We start from the raw sequence: 21,880 nt of genomic DNA, 5'->3' as shown, positions 1-21,880 counted from the left end.
AACTATAAATTACAAGAAATCAATTAAAGTATGCTTTCAAAAAAAACTAAATATGGCCTAAAGGCACTTACATATATTGCAAAAAAGAGGTGCGATGACCCCGTACTAATCTCAGAGATTGCATCTAATGAGAATATTTCTCAAAAGTTTTTAGAAAGCATTCTATTAACACTAAGAAAAACAGGTTTTTTAGGATCTAAAAAAGGAAAAGGAGGAGGATATTATTTGATTAAAGAACCAGAAAATATCACAATGGCATCTGTAATTAGAGTTTTAGAAGGGCCTATTGCTATGGTGCCTTGTGTGAGTCTTAATTTCTATGAAAAGTGCGACGATTGTCCCGATGAAGATAAGTGCGCGGTACATAGTGTTATGATTGAGGTGAGAGATAGCACGTTAAAAGTTCTGGAAAATAAAACATTAGCAGATTTTGTGAAGTAATCACAAAGTGATCTTTAATTGCTGATTCTTTTGTATTTATAAGGTCCTTTGATTTTACCCCATACTTGTTTTCCACTGTTGTTATATCCTTTAGTCCATATAGATATTTTGCTTTTACTAACCACATAGGTGCTCATGATATAATCAATATAATCAATATTGTTATTGCAAGATCCTTTACCTGTTTTACCAGAATATATTGTCGAAGTCTTTTTCTTGAAATATACTTGGCATCCGGTTTTCATTTTCAGGCTATCCAAAGTTAATCTATCGAAGAGTTCGGGCGAAGGTTTGCTAGAAAATTCAGGATTGTCTAGATCTGTAGTATGATCTTTTACACTAATGATTTTATAACTTGTGCTTTTAATAGTCGAGGAATCTAATCTCTCATAGTTTAATATAGTCTGATTGTATACGTAATGATCTCCTTTTGCATCTGATACTTCAGAATATATCCAATACCCAGGTTTGTCTTTCCAGATTCTAATATTAATTAAGTTAAGATGGGCAAAGCTAGAATCATTTTCAGCTTGTTCTTTATTAGAAAATTCACCAATTAATAAAGCTACCAAATTGTGTAATTCAAGATCTTTTACAGGATTAGAATTACAGGATGAAAGTAATGTTGATAGAAAAATAATTAGTAATAGTTGCCTCATATGATTGTTTTAATAAATATATAAAAAATACGAAAAAAAATGCAATTTATCGATAAAACTTAGCGTTTTGTCCTAGTAAATTTGATTTAACTATACAATCTTGCAGATCGAAACCTCAAATGCAAAATAATAAATAGATATCATTTGTGTCATAAATAATCAATCTACCTATGCTGATACAAAAGGAAGGATGATTTCTAGATATGTTTTCTAATTTAACTCAGGGGGTTTTTGTACGAGTTGTTGACTAGTGTTTTTTTATGTACAATATAATGAAATGATGTGAAAACACGTAGTATCGCTGTGTAATTTCTATTATCTTTACAGCTTAATTTTTTAAGAAGATGAGTTTACAACAAACCATTTCAGAAAAAGTAAAAGATGCGATACGACAATTGTATAGTGCTGATCTGGAATCTGTAGAATTACAAGCCACCCGAAAAGAGTTTGAGGGAGATGTTACCGTAGTGGTATTTCCTATGCTTCGTGTAGTAAAAGGAAATCCTGTGCAGATAGGAGAATCTATAGGTAAATATTTGATAGAGAATGTAGAAGAAATTGACGCTTATAATGTGGTTAAAGGGTTTCTGAATTTAGTAATTTCGGATTCATATTACCTTAATTTTTTTACAGAAATCAGAAATATTGAGCATTATGGTTTTGTTACCCCTTCAGAAGGAGATAAAGCGATTATGGTAGAGTATTCCTCACCTAATTCAAATAAACCTTTGCACTTAGGTCATGTAAGAAACAACCTTTTGGGGTATGCTGTAGCAGAGATTATTAAAGCTAGTGGTAAAAGAGTGCTTAAGACCCAAATTATTAATGACCGAGGCATACATATCTGTAAGTCTATGTTAGCCTGGCAGAAATATGGTGAAGGAAAAACACCAGAATCTACTGGGTTAAAAGGAGATAAATTAGTTGGAAATTATTATGTAAAATTTGATCAAGTCTATAAGGGTCAAATTGCACAGTTAGTTGCGGATGGTAAAACAGAAGAGGACGCAAAAAAAGAAGCTTCAGTTATAGTAGAAGCCCAGGAAATGCTTCGTAAATGGGAAGCAGGAGATGAAGAAGTGGTGAAGCTTTGGGAAATGATGAATGGTTGGGTGTATGAAGGTTTCGACCAGACGTATAAAACTTTGGGAGTAGGTTTTGATAGTTATTATTATGAAAGTAGTACATACCTCCTTGGTAAAGATAATATCGAAGAAGGGTTAGCTAAGGGTGTATTTTTTAAAAAAGAAGATGGGTCGGTATGGTGTGATCTTACTGATGAAGGTCTTGATGAAAAAATAGTACTACGTAGTGATGGTACTGCAGTGTATATGACTCAGGATATCGGAACAGCCATACAACGGGTTAAGGATAATCCAGATATAGGAGGGATGATTTATACTGTAGCGAATGAGCAGGATTATCATTTCAAAGTGCTATTTTTAATTTTGAAGAAATTAGGATATGATTGGGCACAATATTTACACCATCTAAGTTATGGTATGGTTGATTTGCCTAGTGGTAAAATGAAAAGTAGAGAAGGAACCGTAGTAGATGCTGATGATTTAATTAATCAAATGGTAGTAACTGCTGGTGAGATTTCTAAAGATTTGGGTAAGTTAGATGGTTATACCGAAGATGAAAAAACAGAAATTTACCGTACTATTGGACTTGGGGCATTAAAATATTTTATTTTGAAAGTAGATCCCAAAAAACGCATTCTTTTTAATCCTGAAGAATCAGTAGATTTTCAAGGAAATACAGGCCCATTTATACAATATACCTATGCACGTATTCAAGCAATTCTACGCAAAGCAGACTTTGATTACAATAGCCCGATTGTCGATATAGCATTACATGAAAAGGAAAAAGAGCTCATTAAACAATTAGAGCTTTATCCAGAAGTTATTCAAAATGCTGCGAATGAACTTAGTCCAGCTATAATTAGTAATTATACCTATGATCTGGTAAAGAGTTATAATTCGTTTTTTCAGAATGTATCTATATTTGGAGCAGATACAGATCAGGAAAAAGCATTTAGAGTTCAGATTTCTAGTCTGGTAGGTAACACTATTAAATCGGCATTTAAACTTTTGGGGATTAGCGTGCCTAAACGAATGTAGTTTTTGATATAGGTGTAAAACCTTTAGGATCGATATTTTTTGAATAAAAAGGAGAAGAATATCGATTTTTTATTCCTTTTGTCTAAATATGTAGTAAAAATCAATAGTAAAATGCTAAATTAAATCATCTGTTTTTTTATTTTAGTATTATGAAGTGTCAAATATCAAGAGCAACTGACCAAGATTTACCGTTGATGCAACATTTGTTTTATCAGACGGTTATTACTTATGGTTCTATGGTATTTACAAAATCTGAAATCAAAATTTACTCTCGATTGGCCATAAACAAAGTATACTGGCAAAAGAAATTTAATAAAGACTTTATCTATAATGCTAAGTTAAATGGTGAAATCGTAGGTTCTTTTTCTATGGATTCAAAAGGAAATATTGAGTATATATTTGTTCATATGAATTATCATGGACGAGGAATTGCTAGTGAATTATATCACACTATTGAAGAGATAGCACAAAAAACAAATATAAAGACATTAACTACACAGGTTAATATGTTAACCCGTTCGTTTTTTCAGAAAAATGGCTTTGAAATTATAAAAAATGCTTCAAAAGTAGTTGGGGGAGAAGAAATAATAAGCTATAGTGGAGTAAAACATCTCTAAGACTAATATCAAAAATCAAATCGGAGGTAAATTCTAGTTCTACTTCATTTAGAACACATTTTCTATGAATAATTTTGGAAGAATACTTTTATTTTGAAAGAATTTTGAAAAATAGATTCATGATTTAGATATATAAATGGTCTTCAGTTTTTTATAGTAAAATAAAACGCAAAACCTTATGCAGATCTTGTTTTTGGTAAAAAAAATGCATGCGTTGCTATATTGTTTGGTATTGATTCTGTAATTCTATAATTCCATCCTTTATTTATACACTTCAAATCCTTAAATTTGCACCGATCTATCGATAAAGGTAGTGTTTTCAAAATACGAGAAAATATATGTTTGATAATTTAAGTGATAAGCTAGATAAGGCTTTACATATTCTAAAAGGTCACGGGCAGATAACAGAAGTAAATGTTGCAGAGACACTTAAAGAAGTACGAAGAGCATTAGTTGATGCCGATGTAAATTATAAAATTGCCAAAGAATTTACTGCAACCGTAAAAGAAAAAGCATTAGGTCAAAATGTTTTGAAAAGCCTTAAGCCTGGGCAGTTGATGGTAAAACTTGTCAAGGATGAATTGACAGAATTGATGGGTGGTGATGTTGTGGATATTGATTTATCTGGTAAACCATCGGTTATTTTGATGTCGGGATTACAAGGTTCTGGTAAAACTACTTTTTCGGGGAAACTGGCTAATTTTCTTGCAACCAAAAAAACTCAAAAACCACTTCTTGTTGCTTGTGATGTATATAGACCTGCAGCGATTGATCAGTTACATGTAGTTGGAGAACAGATTGATGTAGAAGTTTTTAGTGATAGAGGTAACAATGACCCGGTTGCTATCGCTAAAGCTGGTGTGGCACATGCAAAGGCAAATGGATTTAATGTGGTTATTATTGATACCGCAGGGCGTCTGGCAGTTGATGAAGTGATGATGACAGAGATTGCAAATATCCATAAAGCCGTTACTCCTAATGAAACCTTATTTGTTGTTGATTCTATGACAGGGCAGGATGCGGTTAATACTGCAAAAGCCTTTAATGATGTGCTTAATTTTGATGGAGTAATCTTAACCAAACTGGATGGTGATACTCGAGGTGGAGCGGCAATATCTATAAAATCGGTTGTCAATAAACCTATTAAATTTATTGGTACAGGAGAGAAAATGGAAGCTATTGATGTGTTCTATCCTTCTCGTATGGCAGATCGTATTTTGGGAATGGGAGATGTTGTATCTCTGGTAGAGCGTGCTCAAGAACAGTTTGATGAAGAAGAGGCGAGAAAACTACAAAAGAAAATTGCTAAAAATCAGTTTGGATTTGATGATTTCCTAAAACAAATTCAGCAGATTAAGAAAATGGGTAATATGAAGGATTTGATCGGAATGATACCAGGAGCAGGAAAAATGATGAAAAACATGGATATCGATGATGATGCGTTTAGACATATTGAAGCTATTATACATTCTATGACGCCAGAAGAACGATCAAAACCGCAAATCATAAATTCTAGCAGAAAGAAACGTATTGGTAAAGGTTCGGGAACATCCATACAGCAGGTGAATCAATTGTTAAAACAATTTGATCAGATGAGTAAGATGATGAAGATGATGCAAGGTGGCGGTGGAAAACGAATGATGCAGATGATGGGTAAAATGAAATAATTATAATTTTTTTGGAAATAACTGGTAATTTAGGCAAATGGAAATATTAGATGGAAAAAAAGTAAGTAACGATATTAAAGATGAAATAGCTGTTGAGGTCCAGAAAATGAAAGAACGTGGTGAGAAAGTACCACATCTTGCAGCAGTTTTGGTAGGTAATGATGGTGCAAGTTTAACCTATGTGGGTAGCAAAGTTAGAGCGTGTGAACGAATAGGTTTTGAGTCTACTTTGGTTAAAATGCCTGATACTACCAGTGAAACAGAATTGTTGGCAAAGATCAAAGAGCTTAATGAAGATGATGATATCGATGGCTTTATAGTGCAATTGCCACTACCTTCCCAAATTGATGAACAAAAAATACTTTTAGCAGTACACCCTGATAAGGATGTAGATGGTTTTCATCCTATGAATTTTGGGAAAATGGCACTAGAGATGCCAGCTTTTATTTCTGCTACACCATTTGGTATTTTAGAATTATTAGAGCGCTACAATGTAGAGACCAAAGGAAAACATACTGTGGTAATTGGTAGAAGTCATATTGTGGGTAGGCCCATAAGTATTTTAATGGGAAGAAAAGGTTCTCCTGGTAATTCTACAGTTACATTAACCCATAGTCATACCAAAAATATTGAACAAATCATTGCTCAGGCAGATATTGTTATTTCTGCATTGGGAGTTCCGAATTTTTTAAAGGCAGAGATGGTGAAAGAAAATGCGGTTGTTATTGATGTTGGGATTACAAGAGTTTCTGATGAGTCTAACCCAAAGGGATATAGGATTGTTGGGGATGTGGATTTTGAAAATGTAAGCAAAAAAGCATCTTTTATTACTCCTGTACCAGGAGGAGTAGGACCAATGACAATAGCGATGTTACTTAAAAATACATTATTGGCAAGAGAAAGACACCGTAGTAATAAATAGGTATCGGTTGTTTAGGTCTAGATAGTAAAGCAGTCTAAGTTTTTTTACAACAGTAAAGGTGTGTCAATACTTAGATTCTTTATTAAAAAGAGTTAATGTCGACTTAATTTTTCTGCATTATGTTTGAAATTCTTGATTTGGTAGCTTTTAATCGCCTTAAGATATGTCTATTCGTAACTAATAACTAAAAAGCCTGTATATACGATCGTATATACAGGCTTTTTAGTTATGTAAGGATTTCGTTCTAAAAAAAAACCTTACTGTGTTTATTATATGTTACATTTATATTTTGGTGATTATAAAATGTATGTATTGTATTCTTAGTTTTCGTTAAATTTAGTTGCAGTGATATTATCATCTGTACTACCAGTACTATATCCACCTCCACTAGGAAGAAGATCTAATGCTAAGTTATAAGAAGGAACGTTGATACCCTTAGAAGTTTTAACTGTGTTAAAATCTAAGATTTGCTGACTATGCTCATATAATGCATTCTTAGTAAAAGTTCCGAATTTTTTACCATCCTTAGTGGTTTCTGCCCACTGCTTACCGTATGCAATTTTAAGATAGTACTCTCCTTCAGGAACGTTTCTGATAAACTGAGTAGAATTTGAGTTGATAAAGGTCACACGTACTAACTGATCATCAGCTTTGGTTTTACCCATTTTGTACATTTTAACAACTACCTCTGTATTTTTTCCTACTTTAATTTTAAGGTAGTTATCTAGTTTGTAGTCAAACTTACCTTTAAAGTTAAATGATTTTGGAGTAGCACCAGACTTATATGTCTTTTTCTCCCAGCTAGAGTATTTATCTTCTCTAGATACTTCTATAGAAGCAGCTTTAGGAGAACTCGTATTTGAGCTAGAACCATAAGATGGTGTTGTAGATTCGATAGGATTAGAGGCTACATTCGAACCTCTTGCAGCTCTTTTGTTAGCTTCTTCTACCGCTCTTCTTGTTTCTTCTGTATCTGCAAGAGCTCTTTGTGCAGCAACGTCTTTTGATCGTTTTGCTGCTTCTGCATCGGCAATAGCTTTTGCAGCCGTTGCTTCTGCTTCTCTTTTTAGACGTTCTGCATTAGCAATCGCTCTTCTTGCTGCTTCTTCTGCAGCTTTCTTGGCAGCTTCTGCCTGTGCAATTGCTTGTGCCGCAGCTTGTTTTGCTGCTTCTCTTTTTGCTGCTGCCTCTTGAGCAGCTTTTTCTGCATCTGCAATTCGGCTATCCTCGGTTAATAGGCTACTAAGTACAAAACCGTTCATTTTCTTGAACTGTATTGCACTCCACTCTCCATAATTAGAGCTCATTACATACACCTGAGTTCCTTGAGGAACCTCGGCGATGGTATTAAATTGTAGACCTGGACCACTTCGAACTTCTAATTTATTAGAAGACATTAAGTATTGCCCATCCTGAGCATGAGCAGACGAGAAAGTAATCACCAAAAGCAGAATAAATGTAAAAATAGACTTCATATCGCTTGTTTTAAGTAGATTGGGTTATAATTCAAATTTAATATTACTATTTCTTTAATTAAAAATTTATAAAAAAACATAATTTACCGTCAAAAATCGATCTTCAAAAAAGATGCCAAAAATATTTTAGCTCTAATTTCTTCTTTTAAAACGTTCTAATGAACAATAAAAGAATTACAATTTTTTAAAGAACAATCTAATCTGTAATGATCTGTTTTTCAATAATTTAAAGTGTTTTTGCTCTAGCAAAACTTCAATACTTTCGATTAAAATACTGAAAAGAAAACCATTAAATCAGACTCAAAAGTAATGTTTTAATATGAAAAACACAACTTGTTTTCATTTTATTTCAATAAAAATAACAATTTATTTTCATCGTTTTGTGTTTTTCAACGATTTTTTTTGTCAATACAACCGATTTAATTATAATTTTTCAATAGCATTGTCGGTTTTGTAAGTCATGTATTAAAGATGTATGTAAAAGTGAAAAAGGCTTGATTTGATGGGGGCAAGGACTATATTTGTTTTAACATAGGTTTAACACGCGGTCTGTGGGCTCTGGTAATAACGTTTAAATCCGATCCTTAAATTAAAATGTGAGCAAACTCTAATGTTTCTCTTTAATAAGGTCAGGGAACTTTGCTTGAAATCTTTTTAATCTGGGAACAGATATATTGCGTATGTAGGGATTACCTGGATTTCTTTTTTCATAATCCTGATGATAAGCTTCTCCTTTCCAGAATTTTTGAAATGGTAAAACTTCTGCTGCTATTCTTCTGTTTAGTTTTTTACCCAATACTTCTTTTTTGTCGTCGACTATTTTTTTCTGTTCTTCATTTTGATAAAAGATAATTGATCTGTATTGAGAACCATGATCTGGGCCTTGTCCGTTAACCTGTGTTGGGTTTTGTGATCCAAAATATACGTCTACCAAAGTCGAGAAAGAAACAGTTTTTGGGTCATAGATAATCTCTACCGCTTCTGCGTGCCCTGTTCGTCCTGTATTGCTGGATTGGTATGTTGGGTTTGTAGTATGACCTCCTGAGTAACCAGAGATAGATTCTTTAACACCTTTTACGCTTTCATAAACAGCTTCTACACACCAAAAACATCCACTTGCAAAATAAGCTCTTTCTAAACCGTCTACAGGTTCAACTCTCACGGGAGTGATGTTTTCATTTTGTGTTACTTCTTTTTTGTTTTTAGCAGATTGACTATTGCTCTGGCAACTTGAAAATAATAAAACGACACTCCATATTATATATAATATATTTTTCATAATAATTTAGGTTTTAATACTTGGTCAATTTCTTCTCAGAAAACTTTCAGTTAATTTATTAAAAATGATGAAAATAAAATGATAAAGCAAAGGCGGCTTATCAATTTGATAGCCGCCTTAGTTATTTATTATAAATGTATTGTTATCCGTTCATAGAAATAAGGAACTCATCATTATTTCTTGTTTGCTTAAAGCGTTCATTAATGAACTCCATTGCTTCTACAGGATTCATGTCTGCAAGATATTTTCGCATTACCCACATTCTTTGGATAGTTGTTTCATCTAGTAGAATATCATCTCGACGAGTACTTGAGGATGTAAGATCGATAGCAGGGAAAATTCTACGGTTAGAGATTTTACGATCTAATTGTAGTTCCATATTACCAGTTCCTTTGAATTCTTCAAAGATTACCTCATCCATTTTAGAGCCTGTTTCTGTTAATGCTGTTGCAATAATAGTTAATGAACCTCCATTTTCTATGTTACGCGCAGCACCAAAGAAACGTTTTGGTTTGTGTAAAGCATTTGCATCTACACCACCACTTAATATTTTTCCACTAGCTGGTTGAACAGTGTTGTATGCTCTAGCTAGTCTTGTGATTGAGTCTAATAGGATTACTACATCATGACCACATTCGACCAATCTTTTTGCTTTTTCCAGTACGATGTTAGCTACTTTTACATGTTCGTTAGCTTCTTTGTCAAAAGTAGAAGCAATTACTTCTCCTTTTACATTACGTTGCATGTCGGTAACTTCTTCAGGTCTTTCATCTATAAGAAGAATCATTTGGTATACTTCAGGATGATTAGCGGCAATCGCATTGGCAACATCCTTAAGTAGCATTGTCTTACCAGTTTTAGGTTGTGATACTATCATACCACGTTGTCCTTTTCCGATAGGAGCAAATAAATCCATTATCCTGGTAGAAATTGTACTTTGTCTTTCTGCAATATTGAATTTTTCTTGCGGAAATAAAGGAGTCAAATGTTCAAAAGAAACTCTATCACGAACTACTTGTGGGTCAAGACCATTAATTTTATTTACCTTAATAAGAGGGAAGTATTTTTCGCCTTCTTTAGGGGGTCTTACTTGTCCTAATACTGTGTCACCTGTTTTAAGCCCAAAAAGTCTGATTTGTGATTGTGATACATAGATGTCATCTGGAGAAGAAAGATAGTTATAATCACTAGATCTTAAAAATCCATATCCATCTTGCATAATATCCAATACACCTTCACTTTCGATTATAGCGTCAAACTCAAAATCTGGTTCTTTATACCGATTTCTGTTGTCGCGATTTCCGTTCTCTTTTTTGTTAGAGTTGTTAGGATTATTATTTCGAGACTTATTTTGTTGAGGCTTATCATTACCTCTGTTTCGATTATCCTTTTTATCGTCTCTATTTTGGTGAGGTTTATTTTTTTTATCGCTGCTTTCTTTCTCTTTAGAAACAGTTTCCTCTGAAGGAAGTGGTTTGGTCACTTCGCTTTTCTGTTCTTGAGGAGCTTTATTGTCTTTGTTGTCTTTTTTGGCAGGATTTGTAGGTCCGTCTGGTTTGCGAGCACGAGGTCTTCTTTGACGAACATTGGATTTGGGTTTTTCAGAATCTGTTTTTTCTGAAGCATCCTCAGCTACCACTTGCTTTACCTTGTTAGGGTTTGTGGCTTGATAATCTAGTATTTGGTATACTAAATCTAATTTTTTTAAGGTACGAAACTTTGGTACATTAAGGTTTTTTGCAATTTCTTGCAATTCAGGAAGCTTTTTTGCTTTTAATTCGGAAATCTCTAACATTTATATTTGTTATATAATTTTACGTTTTAGGTATAAATTTTCTAAAGAAGAAATCTAGGAAAATTTTATTTTCGAAGGTAAGTAACCTTAGTTGAGAAGGTTACAGGTTTTGTGCTGCAAGTATACGACTTTATTTTTATTTTTTACACATATTTATAAAAAGAAACTCTTATTTTTGCTTTTCTCTAAGGAAAAAAATTAATGTTACAACGAATTCAAACCATATACCTTTTATTAGCTGCTGCATTTTCTGGAGGGCTTTGTATGTATTTACCATATGGGATAGATGCTAATGGTGTAGAGCTTTATGCTAAGGGAGAATTATTTCTTTTAGGAATGTTTTTGGGATCAGCGACTTTGTCTCTGATTTCGATTTTTTTATTTAAAAATAGAAAGCTTCAATTTGTATTGGGGCGTATCAATATCTTATTAAACTTTATTTTACTAGGAGTATTTGTTTATTGGTCACTAACGGTATCTGGAGGGACTCAGGTTTCAGAGAAAGGTATTGGGATGATCATTCCTGTTATTTCTATCGTTTTATTAGTAATGGCCAATAAGGCCATTAAGAAGGATGAGAATCTTGTAAAATCTGTAGATCGATTACGATAAACCTAAAATCTTAGTAGTATTAGTGCGTTAAGACCCGGAGTATGCCAACTCCGGGTTTTATTTTTTTCCTAATTCAATCACTTCTAGGTTTTCGATATTACCAGAATCTACCGTGAACCTAAGCATTGTTCTAACTTTGTGAAATCCATGTTTGCCTGCAGCTCCGGGATTCATATGTAACACTCCATTTTTTTTATCGGGTATTACTTTTAGAATATGCGAATGGCCACAGATAAATAGTTGAGGAGGGTTTGATTTGATCTCATCTCTGGTGTTAATATTGTATTTAGGAGGATATCCTCCTATGTGAGTGATCCATACAGAAACTCCTTCGCAATCAAATCTTTGGTGTAAAGGGTAAGTGGCCCGAGCTTTATCGTCATCAATATTTCCATATACCGCTCTAAGAGGTTTTAAAGCTTCAATAGTATCGGTAACTTTAAGGTCCCCGATATCTCCGGCATGCCAGATTTCGTCGGCTTCATTAACATAATGCAATATGCGGGAATCAATATAACTATGGGTGTCGCTAAGTAAAAGTATTTTTTTCAAAGTTGAATAATAAAATTGAGTTATCGCACGATAGAAAAACAGGAAGTATACCATAACTTCTATCTCTGTTTTATAAAGTATATTTGCGCTTAGTTTTTATACAAAAATAGAATATTGCTTTTGAAATAAGCTACAGAATCTAAGTAAAGAAACGGTATTAAAAATAATAGATACGAGTAGAATGAAATATTTTTTAGAACTTTCATATAACGGAACTCCATATCATGGATGGCAACGGCAGCCTAATGCAATTTCTGTACAGGAAGTTCTTGAGGATTCATTATCTACTATTTTAAGAAATAAAATAGATGTAGTTGGAGCAGGAAGAACAGATGCAGGCGTTCATGCGAAACAAATTATGGCTCATTTTGAATGCGAGGATATATTAGATCCAGATCAATTCAAATATAAACTTAATGCAATTTTACCAGCAGAAATTGCAATCCAGAATATACATCATGTGCAAGAAAATGCCCATGCGAGGTTTGGTGCAGTAAGTAGGTCATATGAGTACCATATTACCTTAATAAAAGACCCTTTTAGTATTCATAAATCTTATTATTTAAAAAAACAATTGGATGTAGATTTGATGAATGAAGCTGCTAAATTACTGTTAAACTATACTAATTTTAAATGCTTTAGTAAGTCCAAAACCGATGTAAAAACGTATAATTGTACAATCACAAATGCTACTTGGGAGAATCATGGTAATCAATTAGTTTTTAAGATTTCGGCCAATCGTTTTCTTAGGAATATGGTGAGAGCAATTGTGGGAACACTTATCGAGGTTGGAGAACATAAATTAAATAATGAGGATTTAATAGCTATTATTAAAAGTGAAGACCGTGGTCAGGCCGGATATTCGGTTCCTGCTCATGGGCTTTACTTAACAGCTGTAGAATATCCTAATGATATATATATAATATAGATGGCAGAAAAGAGTGGTAAAGCTTTTGATTTTAAACTTTTCAGACGGTTGATTACATATACTAATCCTTACCGGCTGACTTTTTATTTTGTTGGTTTTTCAGCTATTATATTGGCTGTTTTGTCAATTGTTAACCCTTATTTGCTTAGAGAAACAATAGATAGAACTATTATTCCTCAGGATGGAGAACTATTGATTTATTTCATTTGTCTGATGCTGGGAGTTTTGTTCCTGGATGTGATCACCCAATTCTTATTTATCTATTTTGCTAACTGGTTGGGGCAAGAAGTAATTCGGGATATTAGGGTTAAGTTGTTTGAGCATATGCTTGGCTTTAAAAAACAATATTATGATCGGTCTGCAGTCGGTAGATTGGTTACCAGAGCTGTAAGTGATATCGAAACTATAGCCAGTATTTTTAGTCAGGGATTGTTTATGATTATGAGTGATCTGTTAAAAATGCTAGCAATCTTATGCTATATGTTGTATCAGAGCTGGCAACTTGCATTACTGGTATTTGTTGTATTGCCCTTGGTTGTCTATGCAACAAGAATTTTTCAAAAGAAAATGAAAGTGGCTTTTGAGGAAGTGAGAACGCAAGTCTCTAATCTTAATTCATTTGTGCAGGAACGAATTACCGGAATGAAGATTGTTCAATTATTTACAAGAGAGGAAACCGAATACTCCAATTTTAAAGAAATTAACGAGAAGCATAAGAAAGGTTGGGTAAAAACAGTTTGGTATAACTCTATATTTTTTCCTATTGCAGAGATGTCTAGTTCTGTGACTATAGGGTTAATAGTTTGGTTCGGAGGACTTAAAGCTGCACAAGGAGATGAGATCACCCTAGGGTTGGTTATCGCATTTATTCAACTCTCTCAAATCTTGTTTAGACCATTGCGACAGATAGCAGATAAATTCAATACACTGCAAATGGGAATGGTGGCAGCTAATCGTGTGTTTGCTATTCTGGATACAGATTCTAAAATTGAGAATAACGGAGAGGAGTTATTAGAAAAGATAAGAGGTAAGATTACATTTGATGATGTACGATTTAGTTATGTAGAAAACGAAGAAGTATTAAAAGGAATCTCTTTTAATGTTGAAGTAGGTGAGACAGTAGCAATAGTAGGAGCGACAGGAGCAGGGAAATCTACAATTATTAATTTACTTAGCAGGTTTTATGAAATAGATAGCGGGGTAATTTCTATTGATGATATCGATATTAAAACTATTGAGTTAAAATCATTACGAAACCATATTGCAGTGGTGCTTCAAGATGTGTTTTTGTTTGCAGATACTATTTTTAATAATATCACTTTGAATAATGGAGACATTTTGGAAGAACAGGTATATCAAGCTGCAAAAGAGATAGGAATTCATGATTTTATCATGAGTCTTCCAGATGGGTATAACTATAATGTAAAAGAAAGAGGAGCTATGCTTTCTTCGGGACAACGACAACTTATTTCTTTTTTAAGAGCCTATGTTACTAATCCAGGTATTTTGGTATTAGATGAAGCTACATCATCGATAGATTCGCATAGTGAACAACTAATTCAGAACGCAACAAACAAGATTACCAAAGGAAGAACTTCTATTGTTATTGCTCATCGATTGGCAACTATTAAAAAGGCAGATAAAATTATTGTAATGGATCAAGGTAAGATCGTAGAACAAGGTAACCATAATGAATTACTTCAAATAGAAAAGGGGTATTATAGAAAATTATACGAGGTACAATTCGCTAATGTGATCGAATAAACAATTTGTTGCTTTTACTTGGTAGGGATTTCTATTGCTCCTGATAGAATCATTATTATAAAGACTACTAATCCTGTAATCATATACAGTATTCCACCATAGATAAGAAACAGTAGTGTTTTGATCAGGATTTTCTTCAAGCTAATTTGATAAAGTCTCTTTAAAACATAAGCCATGTAAAAAATGTATACTGGAAATTGCACCATACCTACAAACATAAAGTTATCTACCATAAATGTTAATGGGAGTAAAATTAATGTCATGGTTCCCACAATATGGGAGTAGGCGTATAGATAGATTACAAAATGCTCTGTTAGATTATATTTTTTATAATTCAAAAAAACTAACCGTGATAATAAAGCTAGTAGCGGAATCATTAAAAAACTTAATATAGACTGATACTGAAAAGTAGTGTCAAAAATTGAACTTTGCATTTCAGCTTGTTGTTCAGAAAAATCACCAAACGACATAATTTCCTTTAGCCTATCTTTTACCAAAAAAGCGTAGATTCCTGTGATTGTTATCGTAATGGCAAAATATCCAAAAGCATTTACATAGCGTTTTCTAAGTCCATGAATATAACCATCAATTACTTCTTCAGGTTTTGTGAATAAATGAATAAATGTTTTGATGAATGAATTGTCCAGATTGAGGAAACGATCAACAAATTCTGAAACCAGATTTTTAAAAGTAATTCGTTTTGTAATCTTTTTTGCACCGCAATCAGGGCAAAAATTATGAGTTTCAATTTGTTGTCCACAATTTTTGCAATTGGTAATACTAATTAAATTATTCATTAAACTAAATCCCTTTTTATTTTTTCTATTAATTCTTCTTCTGTTTTAAATATCACAAATTCCCCATTTTTGATATATGATAATTTACCAGTTTCCTCACTTACTACAAGAGCTAAAGCATCTGTTTTTTCACTAATACCTACAGCTGCACGATGCCTTAGTCCAAAACGTAAAGGCATATTATTATCGTTGGTAACTGGTAGGATGACTCGTGTTGCTACTATACTATTATCTTCTATGATCATAGCCCCATCATGAAGAGGGCTGTTTTTATAAAAAATACTTTCGATTATAGGAGTATTTACAAGGACATCCATAGCATCTCCAGAGGTTTTAACAAAGTCCAAAGATGTACTTCTTTTAATAATAATAAGTGCTCCGGTATGAGTTTTTGCCATTTCGCTACAGGCAGTTACGATAGCAGTAATATTGGTAACACTGTCTTCGGGTGCATCTCTGATAAATTTTAATTGCCTTAGAAATTTACGTCTTCTTCCAAAATTAGTAGAACCAATCATTAAAAGGAATTTCCGTATTTCTTGTTGAAAAACTACAATTAAAGCAAACATTCCGACACCAATAAATTCACCCAGAACGCTACTTAACATTTCCATGGCAAGGAATTGTGTGAGTTTCCATACCAGATAAATCATAACTATTCCTATAAAAATATTGATAGCTGCAGTACCTTTAACTAACTTATAGATATAGTACAATAAGAAGGCAACAAGTACAATATCAAGTATATCTAATATCCTTAGGTTTATTAAATCCAAATGTCTGGTGTTTTTGTAAAAATAGAAAAATTAGTGAAACCTTGTTTTGAAAAGCTGTATAAAAGAGTGTATTCAAAATAATGATGAGTCAAATTCATTTGTGGATAGTTTCTCTAATTAGAATAAGCATCTACCAGATGAATACATTCTACAGCTTCTTTAACATCATGTACTCTTAAAATAGAGGCTCCATTAAGCAAGGCTATAGTATTAAGGGATGTAGTGCCATTTAATGCTTCTTGCGGAGTGCTATTTAATGTTTTGTATATCATTGATTTTCGAGAGACTCCAACCAGTATAGGCAAATTATGTGCCTCTAAGAGTTTTAGGCTTTTTAAAAGATCGAAATTCTGATGTATATCTTTAGCAAACCCAAATCCAGGATCAATGATAATATCACTTACACCATGTTTTCTAGCTTCTGCAATTTTTTCTGCAAAATAAATGTTCATTTCATGAATTAGGTTATCATAATGATTTAATGATTTCATGGTTTGTGGAGTTCCTTTCATGTGCATCATAATGTATGGAACTCTCAATTTACCTACCGTTGAGATCATATTTTTATCTAAATTTCCGGCAGAGATATCATTAATTAATGCGGCTCCAGCTTCAATACATAGTTTTGCAACTTCACTTCTAAATGTATCAATAGATAACAGGATTTCAGGAAATTCATTAACCAATAATGACACTATGGGCAGGATTCTTTTTTCTTCTTCTTCAACGGCAATATGATCTGCTTCTGGTCTTGAGGAGTAAGCACCTAAATCAATAAAAGTTGCACCTTCAATGAGCATTTGCTCGGTATATTTTAATATCTCGTTTTCATTTTTATATTTTCCTCCATCATAAAAAGAATCAGGAGTAAGGTTAAGGATACCCATTACTTTTGGCGCAGATATATCGATTAATGTGCCTTTACAGTTGATTGTCATTTTTGAGATTTCATTTGTTTGCGGTTGTTGTTTTCAGAGGTAAGCCTATATTTTGGTTAGAATTTATAAAATTGTGATGTCACATTTCGTGTTTTTTATTTTTAAACTTTAGATATGATTTTTTTAATTCCCATATTAAAGCGAAATTTACGCAAAATTCAACAGTTTTATGCAAGATACATCCACACAATATGATACAATAATTAGTAATTGTCGAGATCTTTTTAATCAAAAGATGATAGATTATGGCAGTGCGTGGAGAATTCTAAGATTACCATCCTTAACCGATCAAATTTTTATTAAAGCACAACGGATCAGAAGTCTTCAGGAAAATGAAGTGCGTAAGATAAATGAAGGTGAAGTTTCCGAATTTATCGGGATTATTAACTATTGCTTAATGGCATTGATACAACTAGAGAAAGGAGTTGCAGAACAACCCGATTTATCTCCAGAAGATGCAGTCGCTTTGTATGATAAACATATTGGGATTACCAAAGAGTTAATGATGAATAAAAATCATGATTATGGAGAGGCTTGGCGTGATTTAAGAGTGAGTTCTCTTACAGATCTTATTATTCAGAAATTACTTAGAGTAAAACAGATAGAGGATAACAAAGGAAAAACGTTGGTAAGCGAGGGTATCGATGCAAACTATCAGGATATGATCAATTATGCAGTGTTTGCTATGATTCATTTAGGTGAAGCAAATAAATAGATATATAAAATACTGTTAAACTAAAAGGAACAAGAATTAATCATATTATCTTGTGCAGATTATACTAAAATATTATGGTCAAAATATGAAGAACAGATAATTAAAATAGTTATTACATTGATTCTATATTGACTTTTTGAAAAAATAAATATATACGTAGATGAAAATATTGGTTTCTTTCTCAAGAATATTTGTAGCAGCACTTTTCCTGTTTTCTGGGTTTATAAAACTTAATGACCCTGTAGGGTTTTCATATAAGCTTCAGGAGTACTTTGGTGAAGGTGTACTTAACTTAGAATTTTTAATTCCCTTTGCATTATTAATAGCGATTTTTTTAGTGATTTTTGAAATCGTATTAGGTATTACATTGTTATTAGGGTATTTGCCAAAGTTTACAGTGTGGTCATTATTATTAATGATAGCCTTTTTTACGTTTCTTACTTTTTATTCGGCGTATTTTAATAAAGTTACAGATTGCGGGTGTTTTGGTGATGCATTACCCTTAACTCCTTGGGAATCCTTTACCAAAGATGTGATTTTACTAGTTTTAATATTGATATTGTTCTTTGGAAGAAAATATATAACACCGCTTAAACCTTTTGCAACTCATAAATGGGTTGTTTTTGCAACTTTTACTGCTTGTTTGGGCTTTGCATATTATGTTTTAATGCATTTACCAGCTTTTGATTTTAGAGCATATAAAGAAGGAGTCAATATCCAAGAAGGGATGGAGATTCCAGAAGGAGCTCCAAAAGCAGAGTTTGCTTATCACTGGAAATTTGATGTTAACGGAGAGGAGAAAATTATTACCACTAGTGGAGATTACCCCAAAGTAGAAGGTAAATTTATCGAAGTTGAAACCAAGACAGTAAATGAAGGCTATGAGCCCCCGATTCATGACTTTGCAATAGAAAAAAATGATACGGATTATACAGCAGAATTTCTCGAAAAAGAAAATCTGATATTGATTGTAACGTATAACTTGTCTAAAAGTGAAGCAGAAGGATTTTATGCAATAAAAGAAATCACTAATAAAGCTATATCTCAAGGATATGATGTAATTGGTCTTACAGCTTCTACACCAAAAGACATAGCACAGGTGCAACAACAATATAACCTTGATTTTGATTTTTATACAACCGATGAGACAGCATTAAAAACGATATTGCGATCTAATCCGGGGATTGTAAAACTTAAAAAAGGAACGATAGTAAAAAAGTTACACTGGAATGATGCAGAAAAACTTAACCTGGAAACGGTAGAGCCTTCAAAACCTAAAATTAATGTAATACTAAAAGCACAGCTGGACAGTATTATGAAGTTGGATCAGGAAGGAAGAAGTTCTGGGGGAATTTCCTGGGAAGAACAAAAAATAGTTGATAGTACCAATACAATATTTGTAGAAGAAGTTTTTAAAAAGTATGGCTATCCGGGTAAAACTTTGGTTGGTCAAGGGACAAATATAGCTGCATGGTTGGTGATTCAACATTCGGATAAGATTGGAGAGTATTTACCTCTTATAAAAGAAGCCGGACAAAAAGGTGAACTGGATATGGCATCGGTAGCAATGATGGAAGATCGATATCTAATGCAACAAGAATTAGAACAGGTTTATGGTACACAAGGCATGACTTTGAATTCTAATAGCAAAAAACCAATCCCTTTAATATGGCCGATTAAAGATCCGGAATCTGTAAATAAAAGAAGAAAAGAAGTTGGTTTTACAGAAACAATAGAAGAATATAGTGAACGTCTTTTAGGTGTTCCATACAAAGCATATACACTAGAAGAAGTAAAAAAAATTAAGGAAAACTCTAATCAATAATGGGCAGTTATCTCATTAGTAAAATAGGATATGCTTTGCTTACTTTATTGGGAGTGGTGACTGTTATTTTTTTATTATTTACAATTCTTCCTGGTGATCCTGCACAGATGATGCTCGGGCAAAATGAGACCGAAGAGCAATTAAAAAATGTGAGAAAGAAATATGGTTTTGATAAACCATTATCAATGCAGTATCTATATTATATCAATGATCTTTCTCCTATATCATTTCATAGTACAAACCCTGATGATTTTTCATATTTTGAGACTAAAAAGCATAAAGGAAATCAATTATTTAAAACAGGAGATGTTGTTACGATACTTAAGTTTCCATATTTAAGAGAATCATTGCAAAAGAATGGTAAAAAAGTAAGTGAAGTAATTAAAGAAACGCTTCCCAATACCGGGATTCTTGCTGTTTTTGCTATATGTATTGCGATAGTTATAGGGATTTTATTAGGGGTTATAAGCGCTATGACCAAAGATCAATGGCCAGATAAGTTGATTCAGTTATTGAGTACTTTAGGAATGAGTGTTCCTTCTTTTTTTAGTTCAATTATTTTTGCCTGGTTGTTTGGATATGTATTACAAGAATTTACCAATTTAAATATGACCGGTAGTTTATATGAAGTAGATGATTTTGGTGAAGGGAGCTATATACAGTGGAAAAATCTAATTCTCCCTGCAGTTGTCTTAGGAATACGACCACTTGCTGTCGTGTCTCAGCTAATGCGTAATTCATTACTCGAGGTGATGGGACAAGATTATATTCGTACAGCAAAGGCAAAAGGACTTTCGATGTTTCAGGTGATAAGAAAACATGCTTTAAAAAATTCATTAAACCCGGTTGTTACTGCAATTTCAGGTTGGTTTGCATCTATGCTTGCCGGAGCAGTATTTGTAGAGTATATATTTGGATGGAACGGATTGGGTAAAGAGATTGTAAACGCCTTAAACACGTCGGATCTTCCTGTAATAATGGGAGCTGTGTTAGTGATAGCAACTATGTTTATACTAATCAATATATTTGTCGATATTATCTATGGATGGCTTGACCCGAGAATTAGGGTTTGAGTTATTAATAATTACTAGTAATATATAACCACACTATTAACCAAAAACGTAAATTTTAAATTAATGAGAAAAAAAATTGTAGCCGGAAACTGGAAGATGAATAAGAATCTGGCAGAAACCAAGACATTGCTATCTGAGTTAAAATCCAAACTTAAAGCATCGTCTGAAGCAGAAATTATTGTAGCACCTACATTTACCAACTTGTATAGTGCAACTGAAGTTTTAAAGCCCTCTGGGATTACTGTTGCTGCACAAAATATGCATGAAGCAGAAAATGGTGCATATACAGGAGAAATTTCTGCAGATATGCTTAAAAGTATTGGAGTAGAGACTGTAATTTTGGGACATAGTGAGCGTAGAGCTTATTTTGGAGAGACAGATCAATTATTAGCTAAAAAAGTTAATACTGCATTACAACATAAAATGACTATAATTTTCTGTTTTGGAGAGGAATTACAAGATCGAAAAGGCGATAATCATTTCTCTGTTGTAGAACAGCAATTAAAAAATGGTCTTTTTCATATAAATAAAGCAGACTGGAAAAATGTAGTCCTTGCGTATGAGCCTGTTTGGGCAATAGGAACCGGAGAAACGGCATCTCCAGAGCAAGCTCAGGAAATGCATGCGTTTATTAGAAAAACCATAGTTAATGCCTATGATCAGGAAATTGCTGATGAGGTTTCTATCTTATATGGTGGAAGTGTAAAACCGAATAATGCTCAGGAAATTTTTGCAAAAACTGATGTAGATGGAGGGTTAATAGGAGGAGCTTCATTAGATGCAGAGAATTTTACTGCAATAGTAAACGCTATTTAAGAATTAACAGAATACATAAAAGCATCCCATGACAAGATGGGGTGCTTTTTTATTAAGACTTACTTTGGTACCAGCATTAAGGTAAAAGAGTAACTTTGCAAAATAA

General features: G+C 33.1%; 20 protein-coding genes. 12 read left to right on the top strand and 8 right to left on the bottom strand.

Features of this window, described 5'->3' with window-relative positions:
- Positions 1-30: 30 nt before the first annotated feature.
- The gene (locus Z054_RS0114890; protein WP_024770849.1) at positions 31-441 is read left to right on the top strand and encodes an RrF2 family transcriptional regulator; all 411 of its coding nucleotides are present in this window, start codon (positions 31-33) and stop codon (positions 439-441) included.
- A 14-nt stretch (positions 442-455) separates the two neighbouring features.
- Here the strand turns inward: Z054_RS0114890 and Z054_RS0114885 are convergent, their stop codons facing one another.
- Complete coding sequence (locus Z054_RS0114885) at positions 456-1,100, bottom strand: chromophore lyase CpcT/CpeT (protein ID WP_024770848.1); 645 nt, start codon at positions 1,098-1,100, stop codon at positions 456-458.
- A gap of 344 nt (positions 1,101-1,444) precedes the next feature.
- Between Z054_RS0114885 and argS the strand changes: the two genes are divergently transcribed.
- The 4 genes from argS (at position 1,445) to Z054_RS0114865 (ending at position 6,429) form a co-directional block, all read left to right on the top strand.
- A complete protein-coding gene (gene argS / locus Z054_RS0114880) occupies positions 1,445-3,223 on the top strand; it encodes an arginine--tRNA ligase (RefSeq protein WP_024770847.1) in 1,779 nt (592 codons plus the stop codon).
- A gap of 149 nt (positions 3,224-3,372) precedes the next feature.
- The gene (locus tag Z054_RS0114875) at positions 3,373-3,840 is read left to right on the top strand and encodes a GNAT family N-acetyltransferase (RefSeq protein ID WP_084050375.1); all 468 of its coding nucleotides are present in this window, start codon (positions 3,373-3,375) and stop codon (positions 3,838-3,840) included.
- A gap of 338 nt (positions 3,841-4,178) precedes the next feature.
- Positions 4,179-5,507 carry a signal recognition particle protein gene (ffh, locus tag Z054_RS0114870; RefSeq protein WP_024770845.1) on the top strand — a complete coding sequence of 443 codons (1,329 nt, stop codon included), beginning with the start codon at positions 4,179-4,181 and terminating at the stop codon, positions 5,505-5,507.
- A gap of 37 nt (positions 5,508-5,544) precedes the next feature.
- The gene (locus tag Z054_RS0114865) at positions 5,545-6,429 is read left to right on the top strand and encodes a bifunctional 5,10-methylenetetrahydrofolate dehydrogenase/5,10-methenyltetrahydrofolate cyclohydrolase (protein WP_024770844.1); all 885 of its coding nucleotides are present in this window, start codon (positions 5,545-5,547) and stop codon (positions 6,427-6,429) included.
- Between the two features lie 320 nt (positions 6,430-6,749).
- Here the strand turns inward: Z054_RS0114865 and Z054_RS30280 are convergent, their stop codons facing one another.
- The 3 genes from Z054_RS30280 to rho form a co-directional block, all read right to left on the bottom strand.
- On the bottom strand, positions 6,750-7,904 hold the full coding sequence (locus Z054_RS30280) for an SH3 domain-containing protein (protein WP_024770843.1): 1,155 nt from the start codon (positions 7,902-7,904) through the stop codon (positions 6,750-6,752).
- Positions 7,905-8,511: 607 nt separating this feature from the next.
- Positions 8,512-9,183 (bottom strand): peptide-methionine (S)-S-oxide reductase MsrA, encoded by a 672-nt coding sequence (gene msrA / locus Z054_RS0114855; RefSeq protein ID WP_024770842.1) that lies wholly within the window; start codon positions 9,181-9,183, stop codon positions 8,512-8,514.
- A 142-nt stretch (positions 9,184-9,325) separates the two neighbouring features.
- Positions 9,326-10,978, bottom strand: coding sequence for a transcription termination factor Rho (rho, locus tag Z054_RS0114850; protein ID WP_024770841.1), 1,653 nt, complete (start codon positions 10,976-10,978; stop codon positions 9,326-9,328).
- A 201-nt stretch (positions 10,979-11,179) separates the two neighbouring features.
- Between rho and Z054_RS0114845 the strand changes: the two genes are divergently transcribed.
- Entirely contained in the window at positions 11,180-11,590 is a 411-nt protein-coding gene (locus tag Z054_RS0114845) for a DUF4293 domain-containing protein (RefSeq protein WP_024770840.1), read from the top strand.
- 57 nt (positions 11,591-11,647) lie between these two features.
- Here Z054_RS0114845 and Z054_RS0114840 read toward each other — a convergent pair whose 3' ends face one another.
- Entirely contained in the window at positions 11,648-12,142 is a 495-nt protein-coding gene (locus tag Z054_RS0114840; RefSeq protein WP_024770839.1) for a metallophosphoesterase family protein, read from the bottom strand.
- 181 nt (positions 12,143-12,323) lie between these two features.
- Between Z054_RS0114840 and truA the strand changes: the two genes are divergently transcribed.
- Together truA and Z054_RS0114830 are read left to right on the top strand one after the other, a co-directional pair.
- Positions 12,324-13,070, top strand: coding sequence for a tRNA pseudouridine(38-40) synthase TruA (gene truA / locus Z054_RS0114835; protein ID WP_024770838.1), 747 nt, complete (start codon positions 12,324-12,326; stop codon positions 13,068-13,070).
- Positions 13,071-14,834, top strand: a complete 1,764-nt coding sequence (locus Z054_RS0114830; protein ID WP_024770837.1) for an ABC transporter ATP-binding protein — start codon at positions 13,071-13,073, stop codon at positions 14,832-14,834. It begins immediately after the preceding gene.
- Positions 14,835-14,848: 14 nt separating this feature from the next.
- Here Z054_RS0114830 and Z054_RS0114825 read toward each other — a convergent pair whose 3' ends face one another.
- From Z054_RS0114825 to folP, 3 genes are all read right to left on the bottom strand, one after another.
- Positions 14,849-15,631, bottom strand: a complete 783-nt coding sequence (locus Z054_RS0114825) for a DUF3667 domain-containing protein (RefSeq protein WP_024770836.1) — start codon at positions 15,629-15,631, stop codon at positions 14,849-14,851.
- Positions 15,631-16,407 carry a diadenylate cyclase gene (locus Z054_RS0114820; RefSeq protein WP_024770835.1) on the bottom strand — a complete coding sequence of 259 codons (777 nt, stop codon included), beginning with the start codon at positions 16,405-16,407 and terminating at the stop codon, positions 15,631-15,633. Before Z054_RS0114820 ends, Z054_RS0114825 begins: the two co-directional genes overlap by 1 nt.
- A 113-nt stretch (positions 16,408-16,520) precedes the next feature.
- Positions 16,521-17,345: a dihydropteroate synthase gene (gene folP, locus Z054_RS0114815; RefSeq protein WP_024770834.1), complete on the bottom strand. Its 825-nt coding sequence runs from the start codon at positions 17,343-17,345 to the stop codon at positions 16,521-16,523.
- A 169-nt stretch (positions 17,346-17,514) separates the two neighbouring features.
- Here folP and Z054_RS0114810 point away from each other — a divergent pair, with 169 nt between their 5' ends.
- From Z054_RS0114810 to tpiA, 4 genes are all read left to right on the top strand, one after another.
- Entirely contained in the window at positions 17,515-18,060 is a 546-nt protein-coding gene (locus Z054_RS0114810; protein ID WP_024770833.1) for a DUF1599 domain-containing protein, read from the top strand.
- A gap of 160 nt (positions 18,061-18,220) precedes the next feature.
- Positions 18,221-19,885, top strand: a complete 1,665-nt coding sequence (locus Z054_RS0114805; RefSeq protein WP_024770832.1) for a BT_3928 family protein — start codon at positions 18,221-18,223, stop codon at positions 19,883-19,885.
- Positions 19,885-20,958 carry an ABC transporter permease gene (locus Z054_RS0114800; protein WP_024770831.1) on the top strand — a complete coding sequence of 358 codons (1,074 nt, stop codon included), beginning with the start codon at positions 19,885-19,887 and terminating at the stop codon, positions 20,956-20,958. Before Z054_RS0114805 ends, Z054_RS0114800 begins: the two co-directional genes overlap by 1 nt.
- A gap of 63 nt (positions 20,959-21,021) precedes the next feature.
- A complete protein-coding gene (gene tpiA, locus Z054_RS0114795) occupies positions 21,022-21,774 on the top strand; it encodes a triose-phosphate isomerase (RefSeq protein WP_024770830.1) in 753 nt (250 codons plus the stop codon).
- The last annotated feature ends 106 nt before the right edge of the window (positions 21,775-21,880 follow it).

Source organism: Aquimarina macrocephali JAMB N27 (assembly GCF_000520995.1).
Lineage (GTDB): Bacteria > Bacteroidota > Bacteroidia > Flavobacteriales > Flavobacteriaceae > Aquimarina > Aquimarina macrocephali.
This window is presented reverse-complemented; position numbering and strand designations above follow the sequence as displayed.

Coding starts and splice junctions, on each gene's coding strand:
- Z054_RS0114825 (WP_024770836.1), bottom strand. CDS start 15,631: ATGAATAATTTAATTAGTATTACCAATTGCAAAAATTGTGGACAACAA.
- ffh (WP_024770845.1), top strand. CDS start 4,179: ATGTTTGATAATTTAAGTGATAAGCTAGATAAGGCTTTACATATTCTA.
- Z054_RS0114865 (WP_024770844.1), top strand. CDS start 5,545: ATGGAAATATTAGATGGAAAAAAAGTAAGTAACGATATTAAAGATGAA.
- Z054_RS0114875 (WP_084050375.1), top strand. CDS start 3,373: ATGAAGTGTCAAATATCAAGAGCAACTGACCAAGATTTACCGTTGATG.
- argS (WP_024770847.1), top strand. CDS start 1,445: ATGAGTTTACAACAAACCATTTCAGAAAAAGTAAAAGATGCGATACGA.
- tpiA (WP_024770830.1), top strand. CDS start 21,022: ATGAGAAAAAAAATTGTAGCCGGAAACTGGAAGATGAATAAGAATCTG.
- Z054_RS30280 (WP_024770843.1), bottom strand. CDS start 7,904: ATGAAGTCTATTTTTACATTTATTCTGCTTTTGGTGATTACTTTCTCG.
- Z054_RS0114885 (WP_024770848.1), bottom strand. CDS start 1,100: ATGAGGCAACTATTACTAATTATTTTTCTATCAACATTACTTTCATCC.
- Z054_RS0114810 (WP_024770833.1), top strand. CDS start 17,515: ATGCAAGATACATCCACACAATATGATACAATAATTAGTAATTGTCGA.
- folP (WP_024770834.1), bottom strand. CDS start 17,345: ATGACAATCAACTGTAAAGGCACATTAATCGATATATCTGCGCCAAAA.
- msrA (WP_024770842.1), bottom strand. CDS start 9,183: ATGAAAAATATATTATATATAATATGGAGTGTCGTTTTATTATTTTCA.
- Z054_RS0114890 (WP_024770849.1), top strand. CDS start 31: ATGCTTTCAAAAAAAACTAAATATGGCCTAAAGGCACTTACATATATT.
- Z054_RS0114800 (WP_024770831.1), top strand. CDS start 19,885: ATGGGCAGTTATCTCATTAGTAAAATAGGATATGCTTTGCTTACTTTA.
- truA (WP_024770838.1), top strand. CDS start 12,324: ATGAAATATTTTTTAGAACTTTCATATAACGGAACTCCATATCATGGA.
- Z054_RS0114805 (WP_024770832.1), top strand. CDS start 18,221: ATGAAAATATTGGTTTCTTTCTCAAGAATATTTGTAGCAGCACTTTTC.
- Z054_RS0114845 (WP_024770840.1), top strand. CDS start 11,180: ATGTTACAACGAATTCAAACCATATACCTTTTATTAGCTGCTGCATTT.
- Z054_RS0114830 (WP_024770837.1), top strand. CDS start 13,071: ATGGCAGAAAAGAGTGGTAAAGCTTTTGATTTTAAACTTTTCAGACGG.
- rho (WP_024770841.1), bottom strand. CDS start 10,978: ATGTTAGAGATTTCCGAATTAAAAGCAAAAAAGCTTCCTGAATTGCAA.